Genomic DNA, 22372 nt, shown 5'->3' with positions numbered 1-22372 from the left:
CTCATATTAGAGTCAGCATTTAGGCGAAAAAACATCCATGTCACATCATATGTCATTCGTCATTTATAATTATACAACAATACTGCATATTTATCCATAGACAATTACAATATGATTTCGATCCAAATTTCACCGGTTTCGAAATCGGTTGGTCTATTTCTCTGAATGGATTAAAAACATGAATCAGTCTTCTATTAATAGGGGAAAGTTTATACACAACCTCGTTTATTGAATCTGTATTTTATCCGATATACATATAGGTTCGGGAAAAGCAGCAGGAGACAAGGCAGCATATCTCCGATGTAAAAGCACCCGGCCGCGTTATTTAGAAGGAGGACATTATGCGTCACATATGGCAGATCTACAAGACAGACTGGATGCACATCCTAAAAGTACCCACAGGCATATTTCTAATCGCCGCCATTATTTTACTGCCTGGCGTATATGATTGGGTGAACGTTAAATCCGTCTGGGACCCTTACAGCAATACCCAAGGCATTAAAATAGCTGTTACCAGTGAAGATCAAGGCGCAGCAGTTACAGGAACGACGATTAATATTGGAGAAGAATTAATCAAAAGTTTGAGCCAGAACAAAAAGTTGGGATGGACATTTGTTGGTGAAGCCGAGGCAAGCCGCGGTGTTCAAACGGGGGAATACTATGCCAGTCTGCTGATCCCTGCCGACTTTTCATCCAAAATAACCGGCATTGTAGATGGAAAAGTGAACCGGCCGGAGGTCATATATACCGTTAATGAGAAGGTAAATGCGATCGCTCCCAAAATTACCGGGTCTGGCGTATCTGCCATCACAACTCAGATTAATGAAAATTTCACTGAAGCTGTCAGTGAAACTGTATTGAACAAGTTGAAAGAAGCCGGCATCGAAATTAATGCACAGCTTCCAACACTGCGCAGAATGGAGAACGGAATTTTCATGCTGGAGAAAAATTTGCCTGCCATTCAGGCTGCAGGTCAAAAGGTACTTGAAGTCGACCAGATGATGCCGGAAATTGTTAAGCAAGCTCAGAAAATTGTGGAGCTGGAGAAGCGGCTTCCGGAAATAAATGAAGCTGCAGGGTATGTCCTGAAAGTACAGCAGTACTGGCCGCAGATCAAAGCGGTTGCGGCTGAAGTGGTTTCCCTTCAGGCTCGAAGCCCTGAAATACAGCAGGCTGACGCCCGTATTCAGGAGGTTGATGCAAACTTTGGACAGGTATCCGCAGTGATTCAAACAGCACTGGATAAGACAGATAAAGCCTTCGCTATTGTATCTGCTGCTGAGCAGGCTCTCGGTAAGATATCCGAAATTTCCGATCATGGAGCTCAGCTGGCTGACGGGTTGGATCAATTCATCCAGGCCAGTGAAGCAGCCTTCCAGACCATTACACCAACGATCCGGCAAAATCTTCTGTTCGTACAGCAGATCACAAATGAAGCTGAGGATGTATTCGCGCAGCTGCAAGGAACCGATCTCAGTAAGCTCCAGAGCGCAGATGATATAGACCGCATCATGGCACGTGCAGCCGCAGCAGTGAAAATCCTGAACAGTACAGCTGCCCTGCTGGGCAAAATAGATGCCATATTACCTTCTGATCCGCTGACTGCAAAGGTGCAGCAGCTGCAGACGATATCCGAGCGGCTCCAGCTGCAGGTTCAGCTGGCTGGAATTGCAAGCAAAGCACTGCGGAAAAATACGATTCCTCCTGCAGACATCGCTGCCAGACTGAATGAATTGAATCAAAATGTAAGTACAGAAATAGATCGTTTCATCAGCACCTTTGACAGTCAGGTTTCCCCTGCTCTTACGGCTGGTACATCTCAATTAAAGACAGTCCTCTCCACATCTGCAGATACGCTGCAGAGCACAAGAGAACGTCTGCCCGACATTGCAAATATTCTTGCCTCAGCCAAGGAAGGTATTGTATTCGGTCAATCAGAACTTGAAAAAATCCAGGGTGATTTACCGCAAATTCAGGCCAAGGTGCATGCAATCTCGCAAACCCTGGAAACAAAAAGCAAAGCGTTCATCAGCACTTTGGACACGGTCTCCTCTCTCATTCAACGTGATCTGCCAAAGCTGGAAGACAAGCTGAATGCAGCCGCCCACTTTGTCCGTAACGACCTTCCTCAGGCCGAGAAACAGATTAGCAAAGCGTCCAGCTTTGTACAGCAGCAGCTGCCTGATGTGCAAAAGGGAGTGCATCGCGTGGCTGCTCTTGTTCGAGAGGATCTGCCTGCCTTGGAGAGTTCCATCCGCAAGGCTGCCGAGAAGCTTCGGGAAGTTGAAGGCAGTAATCAATTTGCCGAGCTTGCCAAACTGCTGCGAGGTGATATTGAAGAGGAAAGTGCGTTTCTTGCAAGCCCGGTACAGATTAAGGAGCAGCAGTTATACCCGATTCCGAATTACGGCTCAGCTATGTCTCCCTTTTATGCCGTATTGTCTCTATGGGTAGGTTCTACATTGTTAATTTCCCTGCTTCGTGCAGAAGCAGAGAATCCAGACGGCAGGTTCCGCGGATATGAACTATATCTCGGTCGTCTTGCAACCTTCCTAACGATTGGTATACTGCAGGCTGTATGTGTTACAGCAGGAGACGTTCTGTTTCTGGGAACCTATGCAGCAGACAAATGGTGGTTTATTCTATTTGCCATGCTGGTAAGTGCGGTCTTTGTAACCATCACTTACACCCTCTTATCTGTATTCGGCAATATCGGGAAAGGGATTGCAATAGTCTTCATGGTGTTTCAATTCTCCAGTTCGGGCGGAACGTTTCCCATCAGCATGACATCACCCTTTTTTCAGGCGTTAAATCCGTTCATGCCGTTCACCTATGCCATCAGCCTGCTCAGAGAAGCCGTTGGCGGCATTTTGTGGTCTACGGCCATCAAAGACATTCTGTGGTTATGTCTGTTTATTGCGTTAAGCCTGATCCTTGCTCTTCTACTCAAACGACCGTTGAGCAGTCTGACCAGACGTTCTGCTGAAAATGCAAAAAAAACAAAGATTATCGCTTGATTCCAAAATATAACTGTGTTCGAGTTTTACCCAAACAAAAGCAGAGCTTCTAGAACGTTATGTTCGCGAAGCCCTGCTTTTGTTTTTACACTTTGCGCTTATGCTTTTTCACTTTTCACTTTTTCACTTCATTTTTTGTTTCAATTCTTCACTTCAATTCTTTACTTCAATTCTTTACTTCACAGCACGCTGCTGTTCCAGCTGTTCATAGGATTGCTTGATTGTCGACAGTGTTTCGAAATGACGATAGATATTGTTTCCAGCCGTAACAAGCACCGATGCTAAGAGCAGTCCAATCAGCACTTTTTTTCCAAACCCTGAGCGCAGGCTGCTGATGAATATGCCGCCGAGCAGATAAAAAGCAAACAAATAATGTCCTGCATACAGGTACATGTCATATTGATACACAGCAAGCCCGAATCCTACAACGAGATGAAGCAGGAATGCAAAAATAATGTAAGGCATCAACGTCCATACACTGCGTTCGCGGATGCCGCGAATGAAACCGGCTAACGCAATCAGCAGCAGGAACGTCCCTGTAATCTGAACATAAAGCGGGTTAGAGCGGGAAAGATCCGTAACAAACGCCACCATGCCTGGGTCAAGCAGGTGCACTTCTGGTGATAACATTGGGTTAATCGTCAGCAGCACTAACGCCTTAACGTGTGCCGCCCATTGGAATGGAGTGGCATAGCTCGTGCCCCCATTTTGAATGCCTAACAGCCAGTTGCTTACCCAGCTTCGTCCGCCAAACGCAACATACTGAATCGCGGTGACCACCACAATCATCAGCACAGCCAGTGCCATGATACCAAAATATTTTTTCCACCCCGCCTTGTTTCGCCAAGCCTGCATATTAAAGAACACAGCTCCAGCAAACGGAATAATGTTGGTTGAGGTTAATCCGAAGTTAATCGTGGCAAGCAGTGCATTGGGCACATAATGCACGTGCTGCTGTACACGCGTATACTGCAGGTATAGAACAGACAAAAGAATAACGAACTGTACATACGGATAAGAGTCCGGGATCAATGCGGTGTACATCAGATACGAGCTGCATCCAAACAGCAAAGCGAACAGTAACGGTGTATGGGAAGGTCTATTTTCATTTCGGCTTAGAAAAACAAAGGCCATTACAACCGAGCCCGCATTCACAAGGGATTGCAGGATCAGGAAAAACCAATTTCCTCCCAGCAGCTTGGAGACAGCCGCCAGCGTAACTGCCAAAAAAGAAATCAAGGGATGAATAACGGATGAACTATTGTCCCCGTAATACATCGATGGGTCAAAATTAAACAGATTAACGGAAAACAGCGTCGTATTAAACGGCGTATATTTCCCCAGCATCTCTGCATGCTGACTCATGTACAAAACATAAGGTCCATTCATCAAACCATAAAACAAGGCAAAACCTGCAAATAGAATAAAAGCAGTCGAGGTTACTCTGCGATCATAAAATATGTAGTCTAAAAATTTCATACATTCACATCCAATATTTGATATAAGGTTAAATCTAGAGTACGAGCAGGCATAACCCGCCCATAATACACGCTACCCCCATCCATCGCATAGGTCCTACCGTCTCTTTAAAGGCCCATCTCGCAATAATAAGCGTCCAGACGTAAGTTAATGCATTGGCAGGCAGCACGACGGTTAGAGGCAGAAACTTCAGCAGTACAATATTCAGCAGTGCACCTGTTCCGTAAAAACCAAGTCCAACAAGCACATGCAGTCGCTTCCGGCTGGCTGCATAATATTTTAAACCCGCACCGCCCATCGCACCGCATAGCGTCATCACAATTAATACAGCAGCCATCCAGCTATCGTTCCACACTGGTTAACGTCACCCCGATTCCCAGGAGCACAACCGCAGCAAGCTTTTGTACCGTAATTTCTTCACCAAGCAAAAAGTGACCATAGATTAGAGCAAAAACATAACTAGCGCACATCAGCGGATAAGCAACCGATAGTTTTTCCCGCGCGAAAGCCTTAATCATTAGAATCGCACCCAGCCCGTAACATAGAAAACCGATGCCCATATAAATCCACTCCGTCAATCCCCACTTCCAGAACAGCTGCCCGGTAGCAGTCAGAAATGCAGAGGCCAGCATCAGCAGCTTACCGGTATGGCGTGAACTTATTTCCCCCACGTTAAGGCCTCCATCCCCGGAACACGTTTGTTAATAAAATATCGCTGGCTCACAAGCTGCATCACGGGAAGATCGGACAGCGAATCGGAATAAGAACAGGATTGATCATAATCAATTTCCATGTTTTGTTCGGCCAAATAGGCCTGAATTCGGCGTACCTTCTCTTCTCCTTTACAATTAGCGCCTTCAATCACGCATGTATAACCTTTTTCATGACGCACAAGTTCAGTTCCAATGACATGATCTACCCATGGAAAGTGTTTGAAATGCTTCATGTACGCATGGGGGGAAGCCGTCACGAGCAGCACATGATATCCCGCTTCCTTCCGATGCTGCATCTCTACACTCGCCTCGGTAAATATGGACGTACGCAGGCGGGTATCAAAAAAATGCTCCAAATCCTGCTCTGACATCCGGTTAATTTCTTGAAAATAAGATCGTTTAACCCGCTCAACCGTCATAAGTCCCGCTTTAAATAATATGGTATGAAGAGCAATGACAGGCAAACGCCATACCTGCCACGGATAACGGCGCATGCCGTAAAATACAAATTGGAACATGGAGTCGCTGCGTATAATCGTTTTATCAATATCGAAAATGGCCACTTTCGTACGTTTCACCCTGATCCCCCTCCGCTTTAGATTTCTCTCTCTTTATATTTATTCTTTTACTCGAAGATGGCAAAGATCGTTATGACACTGGCCACATACAAAATCACCGTAATCAGGATCGGCTTGTCCTCAAACAATACCCGGTCTGGTGATCCGCCCTGATTTTTCATATGGATTAGATATAAATACCGGAACATGCCATAGATCACCAGCGGAATGGTCCACATGAGATGAATCGTGCGATCTGACGTAAAAGTGAACAGAGAGTAACTGATAATGGTTGCCGTAGTCACAATGGTGTTGAATTGATCCAACAGCGTAATCGAGTAGTTATCGAGCACTTTACGATGTGACCCTGTGTTTCCTTCCAGCAGGGTAAGCTCATTTCTCCGTTTACCAATCGCCAGAAACAAGGATAAAAGCATGGTACATATGAGGAACCAGGGTGTGAACGGTACATGAATCAAGACACCACCAGCAATGGCACGAAGGACAAACCCGGCCGCAATGGTCATCATATCCAGAATAACGAGATGTTTAAGCACAAAAGAATAAGAAACATTCAGCAGAAAGTACACGATGCACAGCACACCGAATAACGGATTCATGGTAAAAGCCGCTCCGAGGGAAAGCACAAGCAGTGCAATACCGAACATTAAAGCATGTGCCGGTTGGACCTGACCTGAAGCAATAGGACGGAACTTTTTGGTCGGATGCAGCTTATCACGCTCTCGGTCCACATAATCATTCAGTATATAAACACAGCCGGCAACCAGACTGAATAACAGGAAGCCAACCACTACTGCAGTAATTGTCTCCGTTCGAATTTCCTCAAAAGAAAATAACAATGCTGCGAACAATAACAGATTTTTAGTCCACTGTTTGGGCCTCAGCAGTCTAAATAAGCCGGATATCGTTCCAGCACCGCCTCCAGCCGATGATACCGTGTCTTGCCGTGATGAGAACAATGGTAATTACTCCTTTCAAAACATTTCTAACTGAGTAGTCTATACAAATAACGTAAAGACTTAATCATAAGTTGCTTGGTTATTTTTGTAAAGAGGACAAAGTGTATATTTCGACATAAAAAAGAGACCGTTTCCGGTCTCTTCACACGAATCTTAGTCTATTTTACCGCAGGTATGAATTAAAATTCAAACTCGACATCACTCAGACGACGTTTGATTTCAGAGATAACCCGTTTTTCTTCCTCTTCGCCACTTGCAATAAACGTAACGGAGAACCGAACAAAGTTACCTGCATCATCCCAAGGTACGGATGAAATCAATTTTTCGCGGATCAGGAATTGCGAGAAATCTTCCCCTGACTCGAAGCGACGTCCACCGACAATTCCTTTTGGTGCTTCAACATAAAGGAAGAAAGATCCTTTTGGTTTCTCTGCCTTGAAGCCCAGTTCGTTCAATGCGGCTACCAGCATATCATGACGACGGGAATACTTCTCGGCAATTTTCTCCGTAATTTCTGGATGATTCAATCCATAAGCCGCCGCTTTCTGGATGGCAATAAATTGGCCGGAATCGTTGTTATCCTTCACATCGCTGAATGCTTTTACAACGAGTGGGTTACCCGCTACAAATCCAATTCTCCAACCGGTCATATTGTACGATTTGGAGAGGGAGTGCAGTTCTACACCCACATCCTTGGCTCCAGGAACGGACAGGAAGCTGAATGGTTTTTTGCCGTCATACGTCAGCGCGGCATATGGTGCATCGTGCACAACGACCACATTGTATTTTTTTGCCCATTCTACAACCTCAGTGAAAAACTCAACCGTAGCACTTGCACCAGTCGGGTTATTCGGATAGTTCAGATAGAGTAATTTCGCACGTTTCGCAATGTCCTCAGGGATTGCCTTCAAATCCGGCAGGAAGTTATTCTCTTTCGTCAATTGAACGTTGAATACTTCTCCACCGAGGTATTTCGTGTGTGTGCCCATGACCGGGTACCCAGGAACCGTCATAATCGTTACATCACCCGGGTTAATGAAGCAGGAAGGCAGCATTGCCAAAGCCGGTTTGGAACCGATGGAGTGTACGATTTCTGTATCCGCGTCAATTGCATCTACGTTAAAAACATTTTTCAGATACGCCGCTGCAGCAGTCTTGAACTCAGGAATACCGTTATCGGCATATCCGCGGTTCTCCGGTTTACCCGCTTCTTCAGCAAGGGCAGCTACGATACCCGCATCTGCCATCTCGTCCGGTTCACCTACCCCAAGGTCGATCAGTTCGACATCGGGAAAATCTTTTTTAGCGGAAGCTTTCGCACGTTTGATTTTCTCAAATTTATAGATGTTAGTGTCTTTACCATAGTTGGAGCCGCCGATACGGTCGGCAAAATTTGTTTGGATATAAGTTTCTTGGTATTTATCGATACTCATAATGTCGTTCATCTCCTCGTTTGACGCAAATTTCTCATGTTTTAATATGAAGCATTAGAGCGTTCAACACCATGGACAAAATATCCGAACATTTGTACTTTCTTCAAACGTCAACGGCTTCGCAGCGAAGCAAGTACATCTTCCATATCCTGCGGGATCGGTGCACTGAATTCCATGTATTCGCCAGTAGACGGATGTACGAAGCCAAGTGTCGCAGCATGCAGGGCTTGTCCGTTCATTTTAATCCCCTTATTGCGTCCGTATGTCGGATCACCAACGAGTGGATGACCAATAAATTTCATATGCACCCGAATCTGGTGAGTGCGACCTGTCTCCAGCTTCAGCTCAACCAGGGTATAGTCGTTAATCCGCTCCGTCACTGTAAAATGAGTCACTGCATGTTTGCTGTTGCGCTCTGTGACCGTGTACATCTTACGATCATTTGTGTCCCGTCCGATAGGGGCATCAATAGTACCTTGATCATGACTCAGATGACCGTGAACCAGCGCAATATAACGTCTGTTGACACTGTGTTCCTTCAACTGGGCGGCCAGAGAAGCATGAGCGCGATCGTTTTTGGCAGCCATAATCAGACCTGACGTATCTTTATCAATTCGGTGCACAATCCCCGGACGCAGTTCCCCGTTAATGCCGGAGAGATCCTTGCAATGATACATCAATGCGTTTACAAGTGTACCTGACGTATGTCCCGGTGCAGGATGTACAACCAGTCCACGCTGTTTGTTGATCACAATCAGATCACTGTCTTCGTAGACCACTTCAAGCGGGATGTCCTCTGCAATGATCTCCACAGCCGTTGGCTCGGGAATCTGCAGTACGATCTGATCGCCTTCGGCCAGCTTGGCGTTGGCTTTCACCACAGTTCCATTAACCGTAACAGCGCCGTCTCCAATCCACAGCTGAACCTGTGAACGGGATACATTATCTACAGCATCGGTAATATATTTATCCACACGTTCTTTCTTATGTTCAGCGGCAACGGTCCATTCCATACGTTCCTCACCGTTAAATTGTTCATCATTATTTAACTGTTCCTCATTCACATTACTCATGATGCTCATTCCCTTCAATCTTCGCAGCCGCTTTTTCACGGCGTCCTTCAAGCAGTGTTTCCACGATAATTAGTGCTACCCCGATACAGATGGCTGAGTCAGCAATGTTAAAGATCGGAAACGTGTAACTTCCAAAATTAAGCTGTACAAAGTCTACAACTTCCCCTGTCAATGCACGGTCCAGGAAGTTGCCAATTGCTCCTCCAAGCACCAGACTGAGCGCTACCGGCAGCAATTTGTGCGGAGTATCTTTTACTTTTTGCAAATACCAAATCAAGGCAACAACCACAATCAGGGTCACCACAATAAAGAACCAGCGTTGATCCTGCAAAATGCCAAATGCCGCACCTGAATTTCGATGGGAGGTGATGACAAAAAAATTGCCAATGACCGGAATTTCCTCTCTAAGTTCCATCCGGGTAGAAATCAGGTACTTCGTTCCCTGATCCACTAAGAATACGATAAAAGCAAAGATATAATACACCACGTTTGCTGTCACTCCGTTCTTGTCTTTTCCAACGATACCAGGCTTTCGCCAGATTTATTTATTGTAGCACAGCTGTTTAGAGATCGTCCATGACGTGGCAGACCTACAAGACAGCAGCCGTCCCAGCTGGCTTTGGAAAAAGCGATAACATTTGCCTTCTCTAATCCCGCTCGAAAAAGCACATCCTAGAATGGAGACATCAACCGGATTCCAGATGGAACAGAAAGGGGTAAGCCATGTCACATTTCACAGCCGAGCAGATGCGATCTCTGCGATCCCAGCTTTTGTCCGATAAACATGATATTGAACACAGGCTGTCGGAGAACGAGCACTACGGCCTCGGGGATTCTTTGAAACTGCAGACCGGTGAACTGTCACCTATTGATAATCACCCTGGTGATCTTGCCACAGAAGTGTACGAACGCGGAAAAGACATTTCCCTGCTGGAACATGATGAGTTCCAACTCGAACGAATTGATTCAGCCCTGCATGCGATGGAAGAAGGCCATTACGGCACATGTGCCGTCTGCCAGCAGCCCATTCCTTACGAGCGAATGGAAGCCGTCCCCTACACAAAATACTGTAAAAAACATCAACCCGAGACGGTCGTTTCCGAGAATCGACCTGTGGAGGAAGAATTTCTTGCGCCCTCTTTTGGACGTACCAGTCTGGACGAACGGGATGATCAGAATGGCTTTGACGGTGAAGATGCCTGGCAGATTGTAGAGAGTTGGGGCAATTCGAATTCTCCGGCAATGGCAGAAGACGGTAATATTGACAGCTACGATGTTATGGCTATTGAAGCTGCTGAAGAGCTGGATGGTTTTGTTGAGGCTTACGAGAGCTTTGTCGCAACCGATATTTACGGTCATGATGTATCCATCGTCCGTAATCGCCAATACCGACAGTACCTCGAGAATGGCGAAGGTTCGGGACTGCTTGAACCGGATGCCGGGCAGGATGAACCGATATGAAGACTCCTAATGGCTAGTCCTTAGCCTTATTCCATTGTGATTGATCCATTCCAAGTTTATTAATAGGTATTCATGTCCAACTGCCGCTGTACGATTCGTACAATATCTGCAATGTAATCTCCAACAATGGGCAGATTTAATGCACCAAGAACCTGCAGCACATAAATGATGGTTGCAGCGAAAAAGGTAAATCCGATCGCAATTCCGACACCTCTTGCTGCACCTGACAACAGATTTAAACCGATCAGCTTCCATGGCCGGTTCAGCAGCTCTGTATACTGCGCAATCCGTGAACGCTCCAATTCGTTCGCAAGTCGATTGGTCAACGTATGTAATTCTTCAATTTTGTCATGGGGTGTATCAACGGAATCCGTGACAGAGGCTGCCTTAATGGATTCCGCCGACTGTTCTTGTTTGCTCATGTTTTGCTCCATCCCTGCATGATTATAGATGTAACGTTCGAATTTTTTTTAAAACTGCACAATTTAATCATTGCCCTATCTGCGAAAAAACAAACGAGCCCAGCACCGGAAATGACTTCCTTAGCTGAGGCTCGTTTATTTATATTCTCTTTTATTCTTTATTTAATTACCTGTCCATACATATAGAAGTTGTCATCCCAAGGACAGAAACGACTTTATACGCTATCCTTCAATATAGATTCCGATGGCTTTGCCTCCGGCTTCTACACGCTCCATTGCATCCGCCTTGCCAAATGTCACGTCAGTCACGAGCACATTTTCGCGCAGGACATCGTCAAACGCTTCAATTGCTGCTTGCAGATCCGCATCCACATCCAGCGTCAGACGCACTCTTTTCTCGATTGGCAGATCCAGACGTTTCCGTGTATCCTGTACTGCCCGGACAACTTCGCGCACCCAACCTTCCTGCTCCAGCGCCGTTGTGATCTCCGTATTCAGGGCAACCGTCAAGCCGTAACCGGATGCCGATGCAAAGCCGGATTTAGCCTGTTTCTCAACCAGCAGTTCCTCAGCAGTCACCTGAAGTTCCTCCCCTTCTGGAGAAACAACATTAAACGCACCATCAGATACCACTTTACGTGTCTCATCAGCCGTCATGCCTTTAAACAGATTTTGCAGGAAACCTACGTTTTTACCGTATTTTTTACCCGCGACTTTGAGGTTCAGCTTAAGTGTGAAATCAACAAACTCCGCATCGTTATGCTCTGTACGAATTCCTTTGACGTTGATCTCCTCTTTGATGATCTCTTCATAACTTGCCAGATCGAAACCTTTATCAAGAGAAACGATCAATTCGGACAGTGGCTGACGCGTTTTGATGCCTGTCTCGTTACGGACGTTGCGTGCAAGCTCAACGACGCGGCGAGCTGTTTCCATGTCCTGCTCCAATGCTGCATCGATCAATGCTTCATTAGCTGCAGGATAATCATCCATATGCACGCTTTCGCCAGTAGTCAAGTTAAGGTAAATATCCTCAGCCAGCATAGGCGTGAACGGGGCTACCAGCTTCGCTGTAGTCACGAGCACTTCAGTTAACGTGCGATACGCATCCAGTTTATCTTCCGTCAGGCCACTTCCCCAGAAGCGATCACGGGAACGGCGGATATACCAGTTACTGAGCTCATCCACAAAGGCTTCAATCGCTTTGGATGAATTCAGGTAGTCGTTTACAGACAACGCTTTTTCCACGACAAGGATCAGACTGTTCAATCTCGACAAGATCCAGCGATCCAGCTTGTGAGCGGACAATAGGAATGGATGCTCCTGTGGATCAAATCCATCAATGGTTGCGTACAGCGTCAGGAATGCATGGGTATTCACCAGTGTATCCACCATTTTGGATTTGGCTTCCCCTACGATGCCTTTGGAGAAACGTTTGCTGTTCCACGGTGCACTATCAGACAGCAGCGCCCAGCGGAATGCATCTGTACCGTACTCCTCAATTACTTCCCATGGATCGATAACATTGCCTTTGGATTTGGACATCTTCTGTCCGTTTTCATCAAGCACGTGTCCTGTTGCCATGACCGCTTTATATGGTGCTTTACCTGTCAAAAGGGTGGACACCGCGAGCAGGCTGTAGAACCAGCCGCGCGTCTGGTCAATCCCTTCACAGATCATATCCGCCGGATATTGCTGTTCAAATACTTCTTTATTTTCAAAAGGATAATGCTGCTGTGCAAACGGCATAGAGCCGCTGTCGAACCATACATCGATGACTTCAGGTGTACGCTTCATTTCGTATTTGCCGCAAGAGCTGAGCACTTTCACTTCATCCACATATGGCTTATGCAGCTCCAGATTTTCCGGCACATCACCTACAGCACGCGCCCGCAATTCAGCAATGCTGTGCGGAGCAAACTGTTCGCCTGTTTCTTCACACACCCAGATGTTCAGCGGCGTTCCCCAGTAACGGTCGCGGCTGATGTTCCAGTCCACGAGATCTTCGAGGAACTTCCCGAAGCGGCCTTCACGCACATGCCCTGGATACCATTCCACTTCGCTGTTATTGGCAATCAGCTGATCCTTGATCGCTGTTGTTTGAATAAACCAGCTGTCCATTGCGTAGTACAGAAGTGGAGTATCACAGCGCCAGCAGAACGGATAGCTGTGCTCGTATTTCTCTTTGCTGAACAGACGGCCATGCTCAGACAAGTATCTCACAATGTCGATGTCGCAATCCTTCACGAAACGACCTGCAAAATCAGTAACTTGCGCCACAAACTTGCCTTCCAGATCAACCATGTTTACAAAACTGATGCCATTCTCACGGCATACACGGTAGTCATCTTCACCATGTGCCGGAGCCATGTGTACGATCCCCGTACCGCTTGCATCCGTTACAAATCCTGCACCAAGGATGATGTTCGTTTTCTCAGCCTGAACGTAGTTAAACGGCGGGCTGTACGTTTTGCCGACCAGATCCGCACCTTTCAGCGTGCCAATGATCTCATATTCACCTTTGCTGTCTTTCATTACTTTTTCCACCAGATTTGTCGCCATGATGAATACTTCATCATTTTGACGGACACGGGAGTATTCCATTTCCGGGTTTACAGCCAAAGCCACGTGAGAAGGCAGTGTCCATGGTGTCGTCGTCCAGGCAAGTACGAATTCGCCGCTTTCATGCAGTTTGAATTTGGCGGTAGCACTCAGATCTTTAACATCCTTGTACCCTTGTGCAACTTCATGCGAACTCAATGTTGTCTGACAGGAAGGACAGTATGGGCTTACGCGATGACCGCGGTACAAGAGACCTTTCTCATGAATCGCTGCAAGAATGTTCCACACACTCTCGATGTAGTTGTTGTCGAGCGTGATATAAGGGTTATCCATATCAGTCCAATATCCGATGCCTTCCGTCAAATCACGCCACTGCTGCTCGTATTCGAATACGCTCGCTTTACATTCGTTGATAAACTTCTCCACACCATAATCTTCGATTTCCCATTTGTGGGAGATGCCCAGCTTCTTCTGTACTCCGAGTTCAACTGGCAGGCCGTGTGTATCCCACCCGGCTTTACGTACAACGCGATAACCTTTCATCGTGTTATAACGTCCGACAAAGTCTTTGATGACACGTCCAAGGACGTGACCGATATGCGGTTTACCGTTGGCTGTAGGCGGACCTTCATAAAATACGAAGTTTGGTTTGCCCTCCCGGTTCTCAATGGATCGTTTGAACGTGTTCTCCGATTTCCATTTATTTAATACACGTAATTCTCTTGCACGTGCTTTCTCTTTGACATCGACTCGCTGCATGCTGTTCAACTTCCTTCCTTTTTTTGTACGAGGCCTTTGTAAAATGTGCACAATACGACTCGCTTCACTCACCGTTTCGGGACACAAAAAAACCCCATCCCTGGAAAGGGACGAGGTTCTGCTCGCGTTACCACCCTAATTCTGTTCATCACAAACCACATTCAGGTCACCCCGAGTATGCTCTGTCATCAACAGCGCTTAAGCCCCGCTGTACTAATGCAGGGTACCGTTATAACGTACGGTTTACGGTTCGGCTTACACACGGCAATGCATTCACCGCTTCAGCGTCACTTCTCCGGGGAGATATTCGGCTATAACTCATCCGTTGGTTTTCACCAGACACCAACTCTCTGAGGGATGAGATCATAACGTACTGAGCCCGTCATGGAATCACTATTCAATATGAATATAGTTATAGCTTCTTTGCCCGCAAAAGTCAACCGGGCGGCAGACTAATAAATTTCCTTCATCTCCCGCTCACGGTCACGCACTTCCTGTTCACGGCTCTCCAGCGCTTCCCAGCCATCCTGCGTAAGCAGCTCAAGCTGAGCTTCAACAAGCGTACGGAAACGCGCGCGATAGATGGACGCCTGCTTCTTCAGTTCTTCCACTTCCAAAGCAATCTTACGTGATTTGCCAAGTGCTTCGTTAACGATTCGGTCTGCATTTTTCTCTGCTTCCTTTACGATTAACTGAGCTTCCTTCTTGGCGTTATTCTTCACATCGTCAGCAGCTTCCTGTGCAATGATGATCGTTTTGCTGAGGGTCTCCTCAATGGTTGCAAAATGATCCAGCTTCTCCTGAACGGACAGCAGCTGATTGCTCAGCTCTTTGTTCTCGCGAATGACGCCTTCGTAATCTTTGATGACTTGATCTAGAAATTCGTTGACTTCATCCTCGTCATACCCACGCAGGCGTCGGGAGAATTCCTTGTTATGTATGTCCAGCGGCGTTAATGGCATGCTGTCCACCTCCTGTAAAAATTCCTTCTCGCGTGTTAGAGAAGGTTTGCAGCATATGGGTTCCACCCAAGGGGCCGTATGAAAGATGCCGAATTGGGCAGCTTGTACGGATGCAGGTTCTGCCCTTACATCGTCAGATTCCACATATCTTGTACTTTAATGTATATCGGAAACACCGAGTATTTTTTTACCTTTACGTTTAACATTTCGACAAGAATTCGGATTATCCTGCAGCAGCATCAAGCAAATTTCCCGATTTTCAATCGGCATCGTCCCTTTTTGGTCATTCCATCCTGTTCCAACACCTTGAAACGACCAAACCCTTGAATGGATACCACATCCCCTTCCTTGAGCGGCTTCGAAGGGTCCTCCACCACTTTCCAGTTCACTTTACAGCGTCCTGCCTTGATTGGGACCAGCACCTTGCTCCGGCTCAGCCGATACACATCTGCACAGATGCCATCCAGCCGCAGCGAAGCAGCGGTAATATCTATGGTGTCCAATTTCGTCGCAGACCATTTCAGCTGGTTCAACGGCAACAGCTCTGTGAACACATGAACGCGATGCACCTGATTCAATTGAAGCGATAAAAAAGCGCCGGTTTCCGCTGCCACCACGGTATGGCAGCCATCATCCAGCACTTGAATATCTCCAATCTTGCCTCGCTTCATCCCGAGCCCGAGCAGGGAACCCATATAGTCCCCGTGCTCCAGTTCCGAGATTTTTCGGTCGTCCGACGTAATACTGAGCACCTGCATCCCCATATCTTCCTCATCGAGGTATCGATAGTCAGGTGCAATCAATGCACGCTTACGTTCAGCCGCTTCGTAACCGCCGTCCAGACGAATCTGAACATGCTGGCTGCGATTCACCAGGGATTGCAGAATAAACACCTGCCTTGGATCAAGAAAATCGGTCAGCTTCATATCATGATACTTGCTGGCCCGCTCGATCCAATCCGAGGCTTTGTCTACAAAATCCCGTTCATCATGACTAAAATGTTCGTAAATATCACCGCTCATCTATATGTCACCCTAACTAGTAGAAGTATCTCAGAATTGTGACAAGCCCTTGAAGTGCGAGTTGAAGCACAATCAATGCCACAATCGGGGAAATATCCAGCACACCGAACAGCGGCGGAATAAATCGGCGGAATGGTCTTAGATAAGGTTCCACAAATTTGCCTAACAATTCACCAATGAAGCTTTCCCGTGCGTTGGGAAGCCAGGACATCAATATGTAGACAATGACCATGTAAAAATAAATCTGGTACAGCGTACCCAATAGGACTTCAATCTGATACAAAAACGGCTCACCTCATTCTGTTATAATCTTGCTCGCTGTCAGCCAGTATTTCCGTAATCGTTCCCTGAATTTCAACCGTATCTGGCGTACAGAGAAAAATGTTGCCGCCGATCTTGGATATCCCCCCGCCTAATGCATAAACCGTTCCGCTTAGAAAGTCAATTACACGTAAAGCCTGATCCTGGCGAATTCGCTGCAGATTCACAACAACGGTACGATGCGAGCGCAGATGGTCGGCAATCTCCTGTGCTTCGTCATAGGAACGAGGCTCATACAGCACAACTTTAACATTTTTCTGGGAATGAATGCTAACCACATTATTACCCCTTTGGTTTCTACGTTTATCAAGTGCAGAGGTTTCATTTTCCTGCTGTTCAGGCTCATGTTCCTCTTGTGCTGCAAGCCGTTCACGCTCCACAATTTCTTCTTCTTCCTGAAGACCCAGGAAATTCATGAATTTATTCATCACGCCCATCGTGTCCCCTCCTCTTTTCCTACGAGAATCGATCCAAGCCGCACCCAGGTTGCCCCTTCTTCAATGGCTATTTCGAAATCATTAGACATGCCCATGGACAGCTCTCTCAACGGTTCTGCTGTCAGAGCTTGTCCATTCAAATCATCTCTCAGCTCACGCAGCCCCCTAAACACAGGACGCGTCATCTCCGGATCTTCCTCATGAGGCGCCATCGTCATCAGACCGATGACCCTAAGGTTGTTAAACGATTGAATATCCTTCAGAAATGAACCTGCCAGTTCAGGCTGCAAACCATACTTGCTCTCTTCACCCGAAATGTTCACCTGCATAAACGTGTTCACCTGAATTCCAAGCGAAGCGGCCTTTTTGTCCAGTTCCTTCGCCAGTGACAAACGATCCAGTGAATGTATGTACGCAAACTTGCCAATGACGTCTTTCACCTTGTTCGTCTGCAGATGACCAATGAAATGCCATGTCCCCTTCTGTCCGAAGGTTTCCCATTTCGCCTGCGCATCCTGCCAGCGGTTTTCTCCAATATGCTCAAGACCATGATCCAGCACAGCCCCCGTCGTCTGCAATGAGACATATTTCGTGACTGCAATCACATTCACATCTTCAAACGGGCGGTTGCTGCGCTTACACGCATCTTTGATCTTCTGATTTACCTGTTGTTTACGCTCCTCCAATGACACCAGAGGGTCACCTCTCTTCCAGCCCAATCCAGCTTGCCATTCTTCCCGTTACCCCATTTTCCTTGCGATAGGAGAAAAATAGTTCGGGATGACAACTTGTACACCATGTTGTACATTCGATATGATCCGGCAATATTCCTGCTTTCATCATAATGTGTCGATTACATTCTTTCAAGTTTAACATCGTTTTTCCGTTCGCAGCAGGTGTACAAATACGCTTTGAATCAGAAAGATCGTATTCATCATTACCCTGAGGTTCATCCAGCCAAACCCGGACTTGCTGCATAACAACCTCATCTACTTCGTAGCAGCAGCCCCCAATAGAAGGACCGATGGCCGCCCGGATATCCTCTCTCCGGCTTCCATACTCTTGTTCCATCGTTTCCACCATGGAGACAGCAATGCCTGCAGCGGTACCTTTCCAGCCCGCATGAGCCAAACCTACGGCCTGCTTCACCGGATCATAGAAATACAGCGGAACGCAGTCAGCATAAAATGAAGCCAGCAGTACACCCGGCACGTTTGTGACCAGCCCGTCTGTATCCTGCAGCGCAGATTGACGATCCAGCAGACCTCTGCCGCGGTCATTGGCTGTGATCACAGCCACATGTTTACCATGTACCTGCTCGCCACAAGTCCATGCTTCCAGTGGAAAAGCAAGCTTCTCGGTCACAAGGCGGCGATTTTCAAGCACCGCTTCAGCATCATCCCCAACGTGATAAGCACAATTAAGGGCAGCGTACGGTTCGTGACCAACGCCGCCGTGTCTCGTTGTAAATCCAGCCGTTAACCGATCAAACGAAAGTTTCCAGGGCTTAATATATAATAACAGCGGATCTTGATTACCGTGATACCTTTGCTCTTCTATATCCTTCATTACATCTTTGTCCAATACAAATGGTTCCATTCTTTCTCACCTCACAACTTCCAGTGTACCAAATGCAGACGCGTTCTGTCTCGCTTATATCGTTCTCCGCTGATTCCGATCCAACCGATCCAGCCGTTCCAGCCGTTCCGTACGACTCTGCTGCTGCTCATCATACAGCCGCGCTTCTCGTTCGCGCTCGTCATAAACCTGTTCCTTCACCTCATCCATTTTAACCAGAATGACATCAGAGCCGATCTTCACAATATTTCTCCAGGGAATGATGAGATCCGTCCCTCCTCCAAATAACCCCATAAAACGGCTGTATCCTGGTACAACGATGGCTTCGATTCGTCCTTGTTTGAGATCGAGTTCCAGATCACTAATCTGACCGAGACGTTTGCCATCCGTAATATTAATAACATCCTTCGTTTGAAAATCGGAAATTTTCATGCCCCGTGATGTCGATTCATTCGCATTCGCTCTCATTGCTCTCGCCCCCTGTTAACGCTCATCTGCCCGTTCTGCATCCTTCTATAACAATATATGTGCTGCAGGCGAAAAATGTCCTGTTTTTCGCTTAGGCGCTCATGCAAATCTGGACGGCAGCGTACTCTCTTCGGATATCTTCCTTTCTGCCGCACAAAAAAGACGATCATTGGAGTAATTATCCGCTGGATCGTCCTTTTGCTTTATATCACATTACGACTTCACATGTTTCTGCATCTGCTGTATAGCTGATTTTTCGAGACGTGAAACTTGGGCCTGCGATATGCCGATTTCATCTGCTACTTCCATCTGGGTTTTGCCTTCAAAAAAGCGCATCGACAATATCATCTTTTCCCGCTGACCAAGACGGTGCATCGCTTCACGGAGTGCAATTTCCTCAATCCAGGATACGTCCTTGTTTTTGTCATCACTAATTTGATCCATCACATAGATGGGGTCTCCGCCATCATGATAAATGGGTTCAAACAGAGATACCGGGTCCTGAATAGCATCCAGTGCAAAAACAACATCTTCCTTCGGCACGTTGAGTGCCTCTGAAATTTCGAATATCGTTGGCTCGCGTGAATTTTTATTCGTCAGGCTGTCACGAACCTGAAGTGCCTTATAGGCAATATCCCGTAATGACCGGGATACTCGAATCGGGTTATTGTCACGCAGATATCTGCGAATTTCACCGATAATCATCGGCACCGCATAGGTTGAAAATTTGACATTCTGGGATAAATCAAAATTATCAATGGCTTTCATCAGGCCGATGCAGCCAACCTGGAACAGATCATCGACAAACTCCCCCCGATTGTTAAAACGCTGAATGACACTGAGTACCAGACGCAGGTTGCCATTCACTAATTTCTCTCTTGCTGAGCGATCATGGTGCTGCTGAAGGGAATGAAATAATTCCCGCATTTCAGTATTGGTGAGAACAGGCAACTTTGCGGTGTCCACGCCACAAATCTCGACTTTGTTTCGGGTCATCGTGATTTTACCTCCCAAGGAGAAACATTAATGTACATTATCTCCGGGGCAGGCTTTTTTATTCGTCATTGGTACCCTTGCCAGTAATACCCATTCTCTATTTTCCACAGGATCAGACCATCTTGTTGAACTCTTTCCGCAGCCTTTTGATGATTCTTTTTTCAAGACGAGAGATATAGGATTGGGAGATTCCAAGCAGGTCTGCCACATCCTTTTGTGTCTTTTCTTCACCGTCTGTCAGGCCAAAACGAAGCTCCATAATCATTCGCTCACGATCCGTCAGTTTCTCCAGCGCCTTGTGCAGCAGCTTGCGATCTACCTGTTCTTCAATATTTCGATAGATTGTATCGTTCTCCGTACCCAGCACATCAGACAATAAAAGTTCATTTCCATCCCAGTCAATATTAAGCGGTTCGTCAAAAGAAACTTCGGTACGGATTTTGCTGTTGCGGCGCAAATACATTAAAATTTCATTTTCGATACACCTCGAAGCATAGGTGGCCAGCTTGATTTTCTTTTCCGGATCAAACGTATTCACAGCCTTGATCAGTCCGATTGCCCCAATGGACACCAGATCTTCGATGTTAATGCCTGTGTTCTCGAACTTCCGTGCGATGTATACCACCAGACGCAAATTTCGTTCAATCAGCATGGCACGAATAGCCGAATCGCCCGACGATAATTTTTGCAGCAGGTATTCCTCTTCTTCGCGTGTCAATGGAGGCGGAAGTGCCTCACTTCCCCCGATGTAATAAATCTCTTCACTCTTCAGTCCAAACAGGAATAATAAACGGTAATAGTTCAGCTGCGCAACCAGTTTCCATTTCACAAGCATCCAGGTTCCTCCTATCCCACATTCAGCGGCTTTTCTGTTGCTTCCGCGGATTTAGCCGTAGACTGCGCAGAAGCTGCTTCTTGCACCAGTTCAGGATGAATTACAGCCTGATATTTCCCGTCTGACGACAAAACACCCCCATCCAGCCCAATCAGAACCTTTGTCGTCACATAATCTCTTCCCTCCATCGTCACCTTTACCCGATCTGGTTTGATCGCCAACATAAACGCCGTTCCTTTGTTTATCCCTCGATAGGGAACCAGGCGCAGTCGATCCTGCCACTGAAAATGTTCCTGGTCCAGCTCCATAATGAGGTTGTCCGGCGGTTCGTGCTTTAATCGGCTTTTCCAGGAATCAGGCAGCATCTCCTGCCACAATGAAACCTCCATAACCATCACCGGCAAGCGCGACAAGGGATCTGTAAGCTGATTCCCCGTATCCAGAAGGCCTGTACAGGAAACGATAACCTCATCAATAGAAACCTCAACGATTCCTAGGTAAGTGGTCAGGCGATCTGTTTTTCGTTTGGCACTTTGTACAATTTTGAATAATAAGAGGACCGCAAAGAATACAATGAATGTGAACCAGAACGCAATCTTCAGATCAAACGACATGCCGCCAGAAGCAGTAAACCAGATCCCGTTGAACAGCTCTCCTGAACTCTGAAGCATATAGTGCACACCCAAAATGCCTCCAGCCGCGACAAAATTAATCACATAAAATGTACCCAGCGTCCTCACAAAAGCCTGCAGTCCCTTATATCCAAACGCAATGCTCAACATAACGAGAGAAAAACCAAACTTGATTAAAAACGTAAACAGAAAATCCAACGCCGGCACAAACATCATCACAACGTATAACGCGCCAACGATGGCCGATAACAGCCATCTCCACCAGACCAGCTTCGTTTGGCGCATCCAGGCCGTCAATCCAATAAGCGTTCCATCAATGCAAAGGTTCGTTAGAAAAATCAGATCGACATAAACAACCACGCTCTTCACCTGCCTGCAGCTGACCTATCGAAATAAATGTTACGAATGAGATTTGCGAACGCTTCAAATCGAACGATCCTGAACCCCTCGGATTGAAAAGATCTTTGAATGCTTCAGAATGAACCGCTCTTACATGCATCATCATTTCGATATTCATGAGCATATTCCCAAGTATACGGAGCCTCCTGTTCAAAGTCTGTCTAAATGTGGGAGCTTGTCTTCAACTATTTTTGTCGGAATGTATCAGGCAGGTTGTTCAGAATTTGTTCATTCTTGTATGTTAAGATATATAAGAAAACAGCAAA

The 22372-nt window shown here is 46.6% G+C and carries 22 protein-coding genes and 1 other annotated feature; of the genes, 2 read left to right on the top strand and 20 right to left on the bottom strand.

Features of this window, described 5'->3' with window-relative positions:
* Positions 1–341 precede the first annotated feature (341 nt).
* A complete protein-coding gene (locus ABXS70_RS06275; RefSeq protein WP_366294784.1) occupies positions 342–3017 on the top strand; it encodes a YhgE/Pip domain-containing protein in 2676 nt (891 codons plus the stop codon).
* A gap of 174 nt (positions 3018–3191) precedes the next feature.
* Here the strand turns inward: ABXS70_RS06275 and ABXS70_RS06270 are convergent, their stop codons facing one another.
* The 8 genes from ABXS70_RS06270 to lspA form a co-directional block, all read right to left on the bottom strand.
* Positions 3192–4496 (bottom strand): DUF6080 domain-containing protein, encoded by a 1305-nt coding sequence (locus ABXS70_RS06270; RefSeq protein WP_342552033.1) that lies wholly within the window; start codon positions 4494–4496, stop codon positions 3192–3194.
* A 34-nt stretch (positions 4497–4530) separates the two neighbouring features.
* On the bottom strand, positions 4531–4851 hold the full coding sequence (locus ABXS70_RS06265; protein ID WP_342552034.1) for an EamA family transporter: 321 nt from the start codon (positions 4849–4851) through the stop codon (positions 4531–4533).
* Positions 4838–5128 (bottom strand): EamA family transporter, encoded by a 291-nt coding sequence (locus ABXS70_RS06260; RefSeq protein WP_342556398.1) that lies wholly within the window; start codon positions 5126–5128, stop codon positions 4838–4840. Before ABXS70_RS06260 ends, ABXS70_RS06265 begins: the two co-directional genes overlap by 14 nt.
* A 26-nt stretch (positions 5129–5154) precedes the next feature.
* Positions 5155–5787 (bottom strand): HAD family hydrolase, encoded by a 633-nt coding sequence (locus ABXS70_RS06255; RefSeq protein ID WP_342552035.1) that lies wholly within the window; start codon positions 5785–5787, stop codon positions 5155–5157.
* Positions 5788–5834: 47 nt separating this feature from the next.
* Positions 5835–6746, bottom strand: coding sequence for a decaprenyl-phosphate phosphoribosyltransferase (locus ABXS70_RS06250; protein WP_342552036.1), 912 nt, complete (start codon positions 6744–6746; stop codon positions 5835–5837).
* 179 nt (positions 6747–6925) lie between these two features.
* Positions 6926–8179: an LL-diaminopimelate aminotransferase gene (locus tag ABXS70_RS06245; protein ID WP_342552037.1), complete on the bottom strand. Its 1254-nt coding sequence runs from the start codon at positions 8177–8179 to the stop codon at positions 6926–6928.
* 110 nt (positions 8180–8289) lie between these two features.
* On the bottom strand, positions 8290–9252 hold the full coding sequence (locus tag ABXS70_RS06240) for an RluA family pseudouridine synthase (protein ID WP_366294779.1): 963 nt from the start codon (positions 9250–9252) through the stop codon (positions 8290–8292).
* Positions 9245–9739, bottom strand: a complete 495-nt coding sequence (gene lspA / locus ABXS70_RS06235; protein WP_366294776.1) for a signal peptidase II — start codon at positions 9737–9739, stop codon at positions 9245–9247. Before lspA ends, ABXS70_RS06240 begins: the two co-directional genes overlap by 8 nt.
* A gap of 236 nt (positions 9740–9975) precedes the next feature.
* Here lspA and ABXS70_RS06230 point away from each other — a divergent pair, with 236 nt between their 5' ends.
* Positions 9976–10713, top strand: coding sequence for a TraR/DksA C4-type zinc finger protein (locus ABXS70_RS06230; RefSeq protein ID WP_366294773.1), 738 nt, complete (start codon positions 9976–9978; stop codon positions 10711–10713).
* A 59-nt stretch (positions 10714–10772) separates the two neighbouring features.
* On the opposite strand, the gene ABXS70_RS06225 is transcribed toward ABXS70_RS06230, so the two are convergent.
* The 12 genes from ABXS70_RS06225 to spoIIGA all read right to left on the bottom strand — a co-directional run bounded on the left by ABXS70_RS06225 (position 10773) and on the right by spoIIGA (position 22067).
* The gene (locus tag ABXS70_RS06225) at positions 10773–11135 is read right to left on the bottom strand and encodes a DUF5665 domain-containing protein (RefSeq protein WP_342552041.1); all 363 of its coding nucleotides are present in this window, start codon (positions 11133–11135) and stop codon (positions 10773–10775) included.
* A gap of 222 nt (positions 11136–11357) precedes the next feature.
* The gene (gene ileS, locus ABXS70_RS06220) at positions 11358–14456 is read right to left on the bottom strand and encodes an isoleucine--tRNA ligase (RefSeq protein ID WP_366294770.1); all 3099 of its coding nucleotides are present in this window, start codon (positions 14454–14456) and stop codon (positions 11358–11360) included.
* 103 nt (positions 14457–14559) lie between these two features.
* Positions 14560–14851, bottom strand: a binding site (T-box leader).
* Between the two features lie 57 nt (positions 14852–14908).
* Positions 14909–15418 carry a DivIVA domain-containing protein gene (locus tag ABXS70_RS06215; protein ID WP_090923744.1) on the bottom strand — a complete coding sequence of 170 codons (510 nt, stop codon included), beginning with the start codon at positions 15416–15418 and terminating at the stop codon, positions 14909–14911.
* A 239-nt stretch (positions 15419–15657) separates the two neighbouring features.
* Entirely contained in the window at positions 15658–16440 is a 783-nt protein-coding gene (locus ABXS70_RS06210; RefSeq protein ID WP_342552043.1) for a YlmH/Sll1252 family protein, read from the bottom strand.
* 16 nt (positions 16441–16456) lie between these two features.
* A complete protein-coding gene (locus tag ABXS70_RS06205; protein WP_342552044.1) occupies positions 16457–16723 on the bottom strand; it encodes a YggT family protein in 267 nt (88 codons plus the stop codon).
* A 7-nt stretch (positions 16724–16730) separates the two neighbouring features.
* Positions 16731–17198: a cell division protein SepF gene (locus ABXS70_RS06200; protein ID WP_090923746.1), complete on the bottom strand. Its 468-nt coding sequence runs from the start codon at positions 17196–17198 to the stop codon at positions 16731–16733.
* Positions 17189–17890 carry a YggS family pyridoxal phosphate-dependent enzyme gene (locus ABXS70_RS06195; RefSeq protein WP_342552045.1) on the bottom strand — a complete coding sequence of 234 codons (702 nt, stop codon included), beginning with the start codon at positions 17888–17890 and terminating at the stop codon, positions 17189–17191. Before ABXS70_RS06195 ends, ABXS70_RS06200 begins: the two co-directional genes overlap by 10 nt.
* A gap of 7 nt (positions 17891–17897) precedes the next feature.
* Positions 17898–18797 (bottom strand): peptidoglycan editing factor PgeF, encoded by a 900-nt coding sequence (gene pgeF / locus ABXS70_RS06190; RefSeq protein ID WP_366294764.1) that lies wholly within the window; start codon positions 18795–18797, stop codon positions 17898–17900.
* A 54-nt stretch (positions 18798–18851) separates the two neighbouring features.
* The gene (locus ABXS70_RS06185) at positions 18852–19244 is read right to left on the bottom strand and encodes a YlmC/YmxH family sporulation protein (protein WP_342552047.1); all 393 of its coding nucleotides are present in this window, start codon (positions 19242–19244) and stop codon (positions 18852–18854) included.
* 213 nt (positions 19245–19457) lie between these two features.
* Entirely contained in the window at positions 19458–20240 is a 783-nt protein-coding gene (gene sigG / locus ABXS70_RS06180) for an RNA polymerase sporulation sigma factor SigG (RefSeq protein WP_056696161.1), read from the bottom strand.
* Positions 20241–20352: 112 nt separating this feature from the next.
* Positions 20353–21075, bottom strand: a complete 723-nt coding sequence (gene sigE / locus ABXS70_RS06175; RefSeq protein ID WP_342552048.1) for an RNA polymerase sporulation sigma factor SigE — start codon at positions 21073–21075, stop codon at positions 20353–20355.
* Between the two features lie 11 nt (positions 21076–21086).
* On the bottom strand, positions 21087–22067 hold the full coding sequence (spoIIGA, locus tag ABXS70_RS06170; protein ID WP_342552049.1) for a sigma-E processing peptidase SpoIIGA: 981 nt from the start codon (positions 22065–22067) through the stop codon (positions 21087–21089).
* Positions 22068–22372: the final 305 nt, after the last annotated feature.

This window comes from Paenibacillus sp. AN1007 (genome assembly GCF_040702995.1).
GTDB lineage: Bacteria > Bacillota > Bacilli > Paenibacillales > Paenibacillaceae > Paenibacillus.
This window is presented reverse-complemented; position numbering and strand designations above follow the sequence as displayed.